At 67.4% G+C, this 11207-nt stretch carries 8 protein-coding genes and 1 pseudogene; 5 read left to right on the forward strand and 4 right to left on the reverse strand.

Annotation, left to right across the window (positions count from 1 at the left end; all coding sequences use genetic code 11):
* A pseudogene (locus TEP_RS07820) lies at positions 1-288 on the reverse strand (DNA lesion error-prone repair protein ImuA); the annotation flags it as partial.
* A gap of 401 nt (positions 289-689) precedes the next feature.
* Between TEP_RS07820 and TEP_RS07825 the strand changes: the two are divergent.
* Positions 690-1568: a sterol desaturase family protein gene (locus TEP_RS07825; protein WP_240790650.1), complete on the forward strand. Its 879-nt coding sequence runs from the start codon at positions 690-692 to the stop codon at positions 1566-1568.
* Between the two features lie 8 nt (positions 1569-1576).
* Here TEP_RS07825 and TEP_RS07830 read toward each other — a convergent pair whose 3' ends face one another.
* On the reverse strand, positions 1577-2281 hold the full coding sequence (locus tag TEP_RS07830; protein ID WP_132824854.1) for an AraC family transcriptional regulator: 705 nt from the start codon (positions 2279-2281) through the stop codon (positions 1577-1579).
* Positions 2282-2362: 81 nt separating this feature from the next.
* On the reverse strand, positions 2363-2797 hold the full coding sequence (locus TEP_RS07835) for a glyoxalase/bleomycin resistance/dioxygenase family protein (RefSeq protein ID WP_025878496.1): 435 nt from the start codon (positions 2795-2797) through the stop codon (positions 2363-2365).
* Positions 2798-3136: 339 nt separating this feature from the next.
* Here TEP_RS07835 and TEP_RS07840 point away from each other — a divergent pair, with 339 nt between their 5' ends.
* Positions 3137-5932 carry a glycoside hydrolase family 3 C-terminal domain-containing protein gene (locus TEP_RS07840; RefSeq protein ID WP_132824855.1) on the forward strand — a complete coding sequence of 932 codons (2796 nt, stop codon included), beginning with the start codon at positions 3137-3139 and terminating at the stop codon, positions 5930-5932.
* A gap of 211 nt (positions 5933-6143) precedes the next feature.
* On the opposite strand, the gene TEP_RS07845 is transcribed toward TEP_RS07840, so the two are convergent.
* Positions 6144-7049, reverse strand: coding sequence for a LysR family transcriptional regulator (locus TEP_RS07845; protein ID WP_132824856.1), 906 nt, complete (start codon positions 7047-7049; stop codon positions 6144-6146).
* 104 nt (positions 7050-7153) lie between these two features.
* Here TEP_RS07845 and TEP_RS07850 point away from each other — a divergent pair, with 104 nt between their 5' ends.
* The 3 genes from TEP_RS07850 to TEP_RS07860 all read left to right on the forward strand — a co-directional run bounded on the left by TEP_RS07850 (position 7154) and on the right by TEP_RS07860 (position 11011).
* Positions 7154-8512, forward strand: coding sequence for an MFS transporter (locus tag TEP_RS07850; protein WP_132824857.1), 1359 nt, complete (start codon positions 7154-7156; stop codon positions 8510-8512).
* Positions 8512-8898, forward strand: coding sequence for a DUF4440 domain-containing protein (locus TEP_RS07855; protein ID WP_132824858.1), 387 nt, complete (start codon positions 8512-8514; stop codon positions 8896-8898). Before TEP_RS07850 ends, TEP_RS07855 begins: the two co-directional genes overlap by 1 nt.
* A 202-nt stretch (positions 8899-9100) precedes the next feature.
* Positions 9101-11011, forward strand: a complete 1911-nt coding sequence (locus TEP_RS07860) for a CocE/NonD family hydrolase (protein WP_132824859.1) — start codon at positions 9101-9103, stop codon at positions 11009-11011.
* The last annotated feature ends 196 nt before the right edge of the window (positions 11012-11207 follow it).

Here is an 11207-nt window from a genome sequence, read left to right on the forward strand (position 1 = left end):
GGCCCATGCCGGGGCGTGCGGGCGATGGGGTGGGGCGACCAGCACGATCGGCCGTGGGTGCTGGCTCAGCTTTGCCAGCGCCGGCCAGACCAGGGCCAGTTCACCGACCCCGGGTGCGGCCTGCAGTACTTCGCACAACCCGCTGGCTGGCCAGCCACCGCCGGGCAGGCGCGCGTCCAGCGCCGGGTGGCCACTGGCCAGATGGTCGCTGGCCTGCCCCTGGCGTGCCGGCCCGCGCCAGACCTGGCGGCCGTCCAGCAGGCGGTCGAGGGCGACGACGGCGCCCATCAGCCGGTCCTCCGGGGGAGGCGCCGGGCTGGCGGGAAGCGGCAGAAGTGGGCGGAAACGGCAGGCATGGAGCGAGTATCGACAGGCCGATATCAGGGGCTGAGACCGGACATGCTACTCGGCCTGTGAGTAATATTACTAATGAAATCGGAGGGCGGGGGTTTCAGCTTGCTGAAGGAGGTAAAGCATCCATGCATGGCGTGGATCTACTGGGGAACGGGGACCTGGATGCGGGAAAGCCGGCCTTCGCGCAGTAGATCCACGCCAGACGTGGATCGCCCACCAAGGTGGGCATTCAACGTGAGCGGACGCGGGGTTGCGCTGTTTGTTCAAGCCCGCAGGCCGCATGCCGCGCCAGCATGCAGGACCCTCACTGTTCAGAGCCTGCCATGAAGCACTGGATGCTCCGCCTGTATGCCCCGTTGTTCCTGCTGGGTTTTGTTGCCGCTGCCATTACCTGGGTCGGCCACTCCCACGGTGACCCGTTGTGGCTGCTTGCCTTGCTGGCTGTCGCCATCGCGGTGTCGTTCGCTGCCGAGCGGCTGTGGCCTTACGATCCGGCGTTCAACCACGACCAGGGTGACCGCCTGCGCGACGTCCTGCATGCGCTGGTCAATGAAAGCCTGAACCTGCTGTCGATCGCCACGGTGCCGATGCTGGCGGCAATCGTGCCCTGGCACGTCTGGCCGACGCAGTGGCCATTCGCGCTGCAGGTGCTGGTGGCGATCATCGCGGCTGACCTTGGCATCACCCTGGTGCACTACGCCAGCCATCGCATCGGCTGGTTGTGGCGGCTGCATGCGGTGCATCACAGCGTGACCCGCATGTATGGCTTCAATGGTTTGATGAAACACCCACTGCACCAGGCCGCCGAAGCGGTGGGCGGCGTACTGCCGCTGCTGTTGTTGGGCATGCCGATGCCGGTGGCCGCGGTGCTGGCGTTCGCCATCGCGATCCAGCTGCTGCTGCAGCATTCCAATGTGGACATGCGCCCGGGTGTGTTGGGCCGGGTGATGGCATGGGCACCGCTGCACCGCTTCCACCACATCCGCTATGGCACCGCAGGTGATGTCAATTTCGGTTTGTTCTTCACCGTGTGGGACCACCTGCTGGGGACCGCGTTTGATGCACCGGGCTATCGGTTGCGGCAGCGTGATCTGGGCATTGGCAGCCAGCCGGACTATCCGCAGGCGTATTCCGCACAACTGCTGGCCCCCTTCCGCGCGCTGCCCCATGGCGAGGTGCCGGAGCTTCCGGAAGGCCTGAGCAGGCGCGGGTGATCGATGCGTCAGGCCGCGTGCAGGTGCAGGCCCTGCAGTTGCGCGGCACCGATGCCGAACATGCGGCGCAGGCTGCGCGAGAGGTGGGGAAGATCGGCGAAACCGGCGGCATGCGCGCTGTCGGTCAGGCTGTGCCCGCGCAGATGATGCGCCAGCGCACTGCGCAGCCGTTGCCACAGCACCCAGCCGCGCAGGGTCACTGCCAGCTCGGACTGGAAGCGCCGATGCAGCTGGCTGGTCGACAGATGCGCGGCCTCGGCGATATCGGCGGCTGGCACCGGGCCGGGCAGGTGCTGGGTGATGCGGGCCAGCGCCGCCTGCATGCGGCGGTCCACGGGCTGCGGGCGGCTCAGTCGCGGCAGCCACTCGTGCAGCTGCGCGGCATTGCCAGGCAACGACTGCAGATGCTGCTGGATCTGTTCGAGGTCGGCATGTGCCGGTTCGAGGAACACCGTGCAGCCGTCAGCGGGCGCCGACAGGATCGCGTGCGATTGGAAGGAGCGCAGCCATAGCCGTTGGCCCTGCTGCTGCACGCCATCGATCTCGACCTGCCAAGGGTCGCCTTCGCTCAGCAGCAGTTGATGGGCGTAGTGCGCATGCGCGGCGCTGTCACCGGCGTGGCCCTGCAGCACGGCCACGTGTGCATCCAGCAGCAGGGTGCCATTCCAGGGTAGAGCGGGGGAGGACATGGAGGAATTGTAGATCCACGCCATGCGTGGATGACGTATGCCGCAAGGGTTCATGGGAAAAACATCCACGCATGGCGTGGATCTACTGAGGTGTGGCGCGCCACCTCAGCGCCCCTGCGGGTCCGGCCGGTGGTGCACGTACTCGACCACGGTGCCATCAGGATGCACCGCATTGAACGCCGCACCGGTCGGTACCACCTGCAGCGGAAAGATGATCTCGGCGCCGGCGGCCACCAGCTTGTCGTGATAAGGCCGAACGTCGTCGACCAGCAACGTGCCCGTGGTCGACGTGAACGGCGCCAGCGCCTCGTCGCAGCCTTCGATCAGCAGGAACGCACCGACCATCGCCAGCCGCAGGCCCGCATCGGGGAACGGAAAGCCGGCATCGGCGACCACGCCCTGCAGCTGCTCGTAGAAGGCCACGCTGCGTTCCAGTTCGCCGGGGGCGACGAACACCCGGATCAGCACGCGCGGGCTGCGCTGGCTGGAGGTGTCACAGCGGTCGCGCCAGAGATGGTCGAAGTCGCGATGTACGGTCATGGGCTCGATTCGTCGCCGGGGAGAACCATTATCGGCAGCGCCGTGCAGCCCGTTGATGACCGCCGGTGATGGGCTGATAACCAGTCCGCACATCGCGCCTGTGACTTAGGTCCTGTTGACAGCGATGAACGCCCTCGCACACTCTTCACATGATGGGTCGCCCTGCGCGGCCCGGACAGGCAGGTTGTCACGCACGGGAGGAGGGTCCCGCGCGCAGACCGGCCCGTCCTCTGGCCTGCAAGGCGTTGCCCGGCAACGCATGCGCGGCATGACGCTGCACCCTTCGGCGGCACCTTTTTCCCTGGACCGATTGCCTTGGCAACGGAATTACGCCCGCCGATGAAAACGTTTACAAAGCCGCTCGCCCTGTCCCTGGCCCTGTCTGCCGCACTGGCCACCCCGGCCTGGGCCGACTCCGCCGCCTTCACCGTGCTGACGCTGGAACAGGCGCCGACCGCGGACGCGATGCCGGCCCTGGCTGCCCAGTTGAAGACCCTGCAGGTGGATGCTGTCAGCGTTCGCCAGGTACAGCGCGGCATCGGCCAGGTCGATCCGCTGCAGCTGCTGGCCGATGGCCTGGGCTACCAGTACCGCTTCATCGCCGCCGGCAAGGATGACGGCCAGACCCAGCACGGCCAGGCCGTATTGACCCGGCTGCCGATCGCCGCCGAATCCGGCCCCGACCAGCCGGGCCTGAACTACCTGCGCCTGGATGACGGCCGTCATGCAGTGGCGGTGTACACCGACGCTGGCGCCGGTGCTTCGCAGTTGCCGGCATTGGTGTCGCGTTCGCGACTGGGCGCGCCGGCGGTGCTGCTCGGCGCGGTGGCCGGTGAATCGGCCAAGGCGGCCGGCTTCGATCCGGCACGCGTGGCCCTGGAGGCCGATGCCAGCTATTTCAGCGATGGCTTCCAGGCCGCCAGCAGTGCGCCGTTCAAGGTTGAAGGCAGCGCGCTGCGTGCAACCCTGCTGACCCTGGCCTATGCGGCTGACAAGGGCGGCGAGCAGCCGTGGATGGATACCACGCTCACCGCCGATGCGCGCGCTGCGCTGCTGCTGAAGGCGATGACCGAGGACGAGAAGTTCCAGATGCTGCACAGCTACTTCGGGCTGGGCAAGGACGGTGGCAAGCTGCCGGAAGGTGCGGTGGGCTCGGCCGGTTTCGTACCGGGCGTGGCGCGCCTGGGCATTCCGTCGCAGCAGTCGGCTGACGCCGGCGTGGGCGTGACCAATCCCGGTGGCATCCGCCCGGGTGATTTCGCCACCGCCATGCCGTCGGGCCCGTCCACGGCGTCCACCTGGAACCGCGGTGTTGCCTTTGCCGGTGGCGCGACGATGGGCCGCGAAGCCTGGCAGCAGCGCTTCAACATCCTGCTGTCCGGCAGCGTCAACCTGCAGCGTGACCCGCGTAACGGCCGCAACTTCGAATACGCCGGTGAAGACCCACTGCTGGCCGGTTCGATGGTCGGCGCAGTGATCCAGGGCGTGCAGAGCCAGCACGTGATCTCCTCGATGAAGCACTTCGCGCTGAACGACATGGAGACCCGCCGCAACTTCCACGACGTGCGCATTGGCGAGCAGGCCATGCACGAGTCGGATCTGCTGGCGTTCGAGATCGCGCTGGAAGCCGGCCGTCCGGGCGTGGCGATGTGCTCGTACAACAAGATCAACGGCACCTACGGCTGCGAAAACGGCTACCTGATGAACCAGGTGCTGAAGCAGGAGTGGAAATTCCCCGGTTTCGTGATGTCCGACTGGGGCGGCGTGCACAGCGGATCGAAGGCGGCGCTGGCCGGCCTGGACCAGCAATCGGCCGGTGAAGTGTTCGATGCGGCGGTGTTCTTCGATGAGCCGCTGCGCCTGGCCGTGCACGGCGGCGTGGTACCGCAGGCGCGCCTGAACGACATGGTCGCGCGCATCCTGCGCACGATGTTCCTGCACGGCAATTTCGACAACCCGCCGCAGCACCAGAAGGTCGACGCCGAAGCCGGTTTCGCCGTGGCCCAGCGCACGGTGGAAGAAGGCAGCGTGCTGCTGCGCAATGAAGGCAGCCTGCTGCCGCTGGCCGACAGCGCCAAGCGCATCGTCATCATCGGTGGCCATGCCGACAAGGGCGTGATCGGTGGCGGTGGTTCGTCGATGGTGGGCGTCACGGCCAAGGGCACCAACGCGGTGCCGGGCGTGCTGCCGACCACCTGGCCGGGCCCGGTGATCTTCCATCCGTCCTCGCCGTTGGAATCGCTGCGTGCCGCGCGTCCGGACGCCACCATCACCTATGTGGACGGCACCAATGCCGCCGCTGCGGCCAAGGCTGCTGCACAGGCGGATGTGGCCATCGTGTTCGCCACCCAGTGGGCGGCCGAATCGGTGGACCTGCCGGACATGCAGCTGCCGGACAACCAGGATGCGTTGATTTCGGCGGTGGCCAAGGCCAACCCGAAGACCGTGCTGGTGCTGGAAACCAACGGCCCGGTGCGTACGCCGTGGCTGGCGCAGGTGCCGGCGGTGCTGCAGGCCTGGTACCCGGGTATCCGCGGCGGTGAAGGCATTGCCGCACTGCTGACCGGCCAGGCCAATCCGTCCGGCCGCCTGCCGGTGACCTGGGTGGTGGACGAATCGCAGCTGCCGCGCCCGCACATCGATGGCCTTGGCTTCAAGCCGGCCAAGCCGTTCGGCGATGTGTTCGATTTCGATATCGAAGGCGCCAACGTCGGCTACAAGTGGATGGCGGCCAAGGGCCTGACCCCGACCTTCGCCTTCGGCCACGGCCTGTCCTACACCTCGTTCGCCTATGAAAACCTGAAGGTGAGCGTGGAGGGTTCGCGCCTGGTTGCCAGCGTCGACATCCGCAACACCGGCAAGCGCGCCGGTGCAGACGTCGCCCAGCTGTACCTGAAGCTGCCGGCCGGCAGCGCCACGCCGATCCGCCTGATCGGCTACGACAAGGTCGAGCTGCAGCCGGGCGAACAGCGTCGCATCCGCATCGAAGCCGAGCCGAAGACCCTGGCCCATTACGATGCACAGGCACGCCAGTGGAAGATCGCCGGCGGCACCTACCAGGTGCAGTTGTCGCGCAACGCGGCCGAGCCGCTGCAGACGGTGGACGTGCAGCTGGTGGAGCAGGTGCTGCGCTGATCCGCTGCGGTACTGATGGTTGAAGACACGGCCCCGCAAGGGGCCGTGTCTGTTTACGGGATGCCGCTGCGCTCGCCGGGCATGGCCCGGCGCTACCGGGATGCCCGTAATCGGGTAGGTCCGGGCCATGCCCGGCGAGCGCAGCGGCATCCCGTAAACAGACACGGCCCCTTGCGGGGTAGCGCCGGGCCATGCCCGGCGGGCGAAGGATTCAGCTGGCGTCGTCACCAAACCACCCGCGCAGGAAATCGATCAGCTGCCGCACCTTCGGCGAGGGCTGGCTGCTGTGCGGGTACACCGCGTACACGCTCTGCTGCGGGAAACGATGCTGGCGCAGCACCGGCCGCAGGCGGTCGTGGGCGAGATCGTCCTCGATCAGCCAGCGTGGCAGCACGGTCACTCCTGCGCCGGCCACGGCGAACGCGCGCAGGCTGCTGGCCCCATCCACGCGTATCACCGCGTTGACCGGATTGGTGGCGAACAATGCATCGCTGCCATCCGGCGCGACCACTGGCACATCGGCCAGGCGCGGATAGCCGAGGCGGGGCAGGGTGCCCAGCAGCACCGGATCATCCACCGCCTCGGCGGACCCCAGGCGCGCCAGCAATGCCGGAGCGGCGACCGCGCACAGCGGGTGACGTTCCAGCTCGGTGGCATGCAGTTGCGAATCGGGCAGGCGGCCGAGGCGGATCGCCAGGTCGAAACGCTCGGGAATCAGGTCGGCCGGGGCTGGCGAGGTCGATAGATGCAGCGCCAGCGCTGGATGCTGCGCGCGGAAGGCTTCCAGTGCTGGAATCAGCCGCAGCTGCGCGTACTCCGGGGTGGTGGTCAGGCGCAGCATGCCCTGCAGTTGATGCTGGTCGCGGCGCGCGGCATCGATGGCGGCCTGCGCGGCATCCAGTGCCTGCACGCAGTGCTGCAGGAACTGTTCGCCGGCCTCGGTCAGCGCCAGGTGGCGGGTACTGCGCAGCAGCAGGGTTACCCCCAGCTCCTGCTCCAGCCGCTTCAGGTTGAAGCTGACCACGGCCCGGCTCAGGCCCAGGCGCTCGGCGGCGGCGGTCAGGCTGCCGGCCTCGACCACGGCACGGAAGATATCGAAGCGATCGAGGCTGACCATGGTGGCTGATTGTCAAAACAGGTTTGACAGTGTTGCAGCTGCCGTCGTGTTTTTCCAACAACGCTGGTCCGCGATGCTGTCGCCTTCGCTGCCGGAGCCTGCTGATGCCTTCCCCACGCCTGCGCCATGAGGCGATCTTCCTGCTGGTGTTCGCGCTGGACCTGGTCAACATGTTCATCGCCACCGTGGCCTACCCGGCGCTGGCGGCCGAGCTGCATGCGGACATCGGCACCCTGGCCTGGGTGGGCACGGCCTACATGCTGGGCCTGAGCGTGGTGATTCCGCTGGCCCCGTGGCTGGCCGCGCGCTGCGGCGAGCGTCGCCTGCTGCTGGCTGCCTTGTTGCTGTTCGCGGTGGCTGCGGGCCTGGCCGGCGCCGCGCCGTCCATCGGCTGGCTGCTGGGCTGGCGGCTGCTGCAGGGGTTGGCTGGCGGGCTGCTGATTCCGGTGGCGCAGGCGGCGGCGTACCGGCAGTGCACGCCTGGGCAACGCGGTGCGCTGACCCGGCGCATCCTGCTGGTGGCGTTGCTGGTGCCGGCACTTGCACCGGCTCTTGGCGGCCTGCTGGTGCAGTGGCTGTCCTGGCGCGGCGTGCTGTGGGCCAGCCTGCCGCTGGCGGTGCTGGCGATCGTTCTGGTGCTGGCGTGGATGCCGGCCGATGGCCTGCGCAGTGCGCCACGCCTGCAGGGCTATGCACTGGCCACCGCGATGTCTGCGCTGGGCGCGTTGCTGCTGGCGCTGACCTGGCTGGGCGAACCCGGCCATCGGGTTGCCGGTGGCGTATTGCTGTTGATCGCATTGCTGTTGGCGGCGGCCCACCTGCGGCACGCACGGCGACAGGCGCAGCCCTTGCTGCGATGGTCGTTGCTGTCCCATCGCGGCCTGCGCATGGCCATGCTGGTGTATCTCGCGGTGCCGGGTGTGTTCATCGGCAGCCAGCTGGTCAGTACCCTGCAGTTGCATCAAGCCGGTTACAGCGCGGCACGGATCGGCGCGCTGATGCTGCCGTGGGCGCTGGCCTCGGCCATTGCAATCACAGCCAGCAAGCGCCTGCTGGCCCGCTTCGGACCAGCCTCGGTGCTGCGCGCGGGTATGCTCCTGCAGGCCAGCGGCCTGTTGTTGATGGCGCTGCTGCCGCAACCGCACTTCGCCTTGGCCGGGCTGCTGTTCGCCCTCATGGGCGCTGGCGGCAGCCTGTGCAGCAGCACCGCGCAGACGCTGGCGTTCCATGGTGTGGACGCCGAGGCGCTGGGCGATGCCAGTGCACTGTGGAACCTCAACCGCCAGCTCAGCTTCTGCCTGGGTACCGCCGCCATTGCTCTGCTGCTTGCCTTGGCCATGCAGTGGTGGCCGGCGCATGCCACCGGCGCGGCGCTGGGCCTGGCGGCCGTACTCACCCTGTTGCCATTGGCGCTGCTGCGCCGGTCGCAGCTGCATTCCCTTTCCACTCCGGAGACTGCTTGATGGACATGACCGCCGAACACGAAATCCACCTGCTGCACGACAAGCTGCAGGCCTGGTTCCGCGCAGAGGTCGCGGCCGATGCACTGGCTGATCTGATGGAACATTTCTGCGCGGACTTCAGCATGGTCGGCATCTCCGGTCGCAGGTTGGACCGCGGCGCCGTGCAGGCGCTGTTCGTGGGCGGACACGGCGCCCGGCCGGGACTGCGGATCGCCATCGAGGCCGTGCAGGCGGTGGAAGCGCCGTCGCCGCTGGCGGTGCTGCGTTATCGCGAAGGGCATGCCGTGGGTGGGGAAGAAGCCGCGTGGCGGGAATCGCTGGCAGTGCTGCGGCAGGAAGGAGGGCACTGGCGCTGGCTGGCCCTGCATGAAGTACCGGCGGCGTGATGGGTCCGCCGGGCATGGCCCGGCGCTACCGTGGTTGACCGTTAACGGGTAGCACCGGGCCATGCCCGGTGAGCGCAGCGGCAGCAGACCGCACATGTGCCATCAGTCCTGCCTGTAAACGCCGCAGAATGCAAAGCAGGCACACGCTTTGCCGGGGGCTACGGGAGTAGGCTGGGGCCTTTCCTGCCGGGAGGTGATGTCCATGCGTGTGCGTGCCGTTGCTGTTGCCGTAGCCCTGAGCCTGTCCAGCGCCGTGCTGGCCGCCGACACGCCGCCGATGACCCCGGACATCAGCGGAAAACCCTTCGTCGCCCCCGATGTGGGCCGCGACTACGACAAGCGCGTGGTGATGGTGCCGATGCGTGATGGCACCAGGCTGTACACGGTGATCGTGGTGCCCAAGGGTGCCCGCAATGCACCGATCCTGCTGACCCGCACGCCGTACGATGCCGCCGGCCGCGCCAGCCGCAGCGATTCGCCGCGCATGCGCGATCTGCTGCCGCAGGGCGATGAAGTGTTCGTCGATGGCGGCTACATCCGCGTGTTCCAGGACATCCGTGGCAAGTACGGGTCCGAAGGCGATTACGTGATGACCCGGCCGCTGCGTGGGCCACTGAACGGTACCAAGGTCGATCATTCCACCGATGCGTGGGACACCATCGATTGGCTGGTCAAGCATGTGCCGGAAAGCAATGGCAAGGTCGGCATGCTCGGCTCGTCGTACGAAGGCTTCACCGTGGTGATGGCGCTGACCGATCCGCACCCTGCACTGAAGGTGGCCGCGCCGCAGAGCCCGATGGTTGATGGCTGGATGGGTGACGACTGGCTCAACTACGGCGCCTTCCGCCAGGTCAATTTCAACTACTTCGCGATGCAGACCGAGAAGCGTGGCAAGGGCACGCCGCTGCCGTCGCTGGGCTACGACGATTACAGCACTTTCCTGCGCATCGGCTCGGCCGGTGACTACGCCCGCTTTACCGGCGTGGACCAGCTGACCTGGTGGAAAAAGCTGGTACAGCACCCCGCATACGATGCGTTCTGGCAGGGCCAGGCGCTGGATGCGGTGATGGCGAAGACGCCGCTGAAGGTGCCGACCATGTGGCTGCAGGGCCTGTGGGACCAGGAAGACATGTGGGGTGCCAACCACGCCTACCAGGCGATGGAAGGGCGCGACACCGGCAACACCCACAACTACCTGGTGATGGGCCCGTGGCGGCACAGCCAGGTGAACTATGACGGCAGCCAGCTTGGGGCGCTGAAATTCGATGGCGATACCGCGCTGCAGTTCCGCCGCGACGTGCTCAAGCCGTTCTTCGACCAGTATCTGGTGGATGGCGCGCCGAAGGCCGATACGCCACCGGTGCTGGTGTACAACACCGGTGAAAACCACTGGGACCGCCTGCAGGGGTGGCCGCGCAGCTGCGAGAAAGCGTGCGCGGCAAACAGCAAGCCGCTGTACCTGCGTGCCGGTGGCAAGCTGGCGTTCCAGGCGCCGGCGGCGGGCGAGGGCGACTTCGAGGAATACGTGTCTGATCCGTCCAAGCCGGTGCCGTTCGTACCGCGTCCGATGCGCTTTGGCGACCGCGACATGTGGACGACCTGGCTGGTCAAGGATCAGCGCTTCGTCGATGGCCGCCCCGACGTGCTGACCTTCATCACCGAGCCGTTGACCGCACCGCTGCGCATCGGAGGTACGCCGGTGGTGAACCTGCAGGCGTCCACCAGTGGCACCGACAGCGACTGGGTGGTGAAGCTGATCGACGTGTATCCGGACCAGGAAGCATCGACACCGGAGATGGGCGGCTATGAGCTGCCAGTGTCGCTGGCGATTTTCCGCGGCCGCTACCGCGAGAGCTTCAGCGACCCCAAGGCATTGGCGGCCAACCAGGTGCTGCCGTACCGTTTCGACCTGCCCAATGCCAACCACACCTTCCAGAAGGGCCACCGGGTGATGGTGCAGGTACAGTCCAGCCTGTTCCCGCTGTATGACCGCAACCCACAGACCTACGTGCCGAACATCTACCTGGCCAAGCCGGATGACTACCAGAAGGCCACTCAGCGGGTATGGCACAGCGCCGCGCAGGCCAGCTACATCGAACTGCCGGTGTACTGAGACGGAGGGGATGACGCCGGGCACGGCCCGGCAACGCGATGGTGCGAAAGCGTGTCGACCAAGGTCGACACCTACCGGAACAGATCGCCTGCAGGTCCGACGTGGTAGTGCCGGCCGCTGGCCGGCAATGCGGTGGTGCGAAAGCGTGAACGGATCGCCTGCAGGAATGATGGGGTAGTGCCGGCCGCTGGCCGGC

Origin of the sequence: Stenotrophomonas sp. TEPEL (assembly GCF_004348785.1) — a bacterium.
GTDB classification, from domain to species: Bacteria; Pseudomonadota; Gammaproteobacteria; order Xanthomonadales; family Xanthomonadaceae; genus Stenotrophomonas; species Stenotrophomonas indicatrix.

Bases quoted from the DNA above. Each gene is read 5' to 3' on its own strand.
- TEP_RS07825 (WP_240790650.1), top strand. From the start codon at position 690: ATGCTCCGCCTGTATGCCCCGTTGTTCCTGCTGGGTTTTGTTGCCGCT.
- TEP_RS07830 (WP_132824854.1), bottom strand. From the start codon at position 2,281: ATGGCGTGGATCTACAATTCCTCCATGTCCTCCCCCGCTCTACCCTGG.
- TEP_RS07835 (WP_025878496.1), bottom strand. From the start codon at position 2,797: ATGACCGTACATCGCGACTTCGACCATCTCTGGCGCGACCGCTGTGAC.
- TEP_RS07840 (WP_132824855.1), top strand. From the start codon at position 3,137: ATGAAAACGTTTACAAAGCCGCTCGCCCTGTCCCTGGCCCTGTCTGCC.
- TEP_RS07845 (WP_132824856.1), bottom strand. From the start codon at position 7,049: ATGGTCAGCCTCGATCGCTTCGATATCTTCCGTGCCGTGGTCGAGGCC.
- TEP_RS07850 (WP_132824857.1), top strand. From the start codon at position 7,154: ATGCCTTCCCCACGCCTGCGCCATGAGGCGATCTTCCTGCTGGTGTTC.
- TEP_RS07855 (WP_132824858.1), top strand. From the start codon at position 8,512: ATGGACATGACCGCCGAACACGAAATCCACCTGCTGCACGACAAGCTG.
- TEP_RS07860 (WP_132824859.1), top strand. From the start codon at position 9,101: ATGCGTGTGCGTGCCGTTGCTGTTGCCGTAGCCCTGAGCCTGTCCAGC.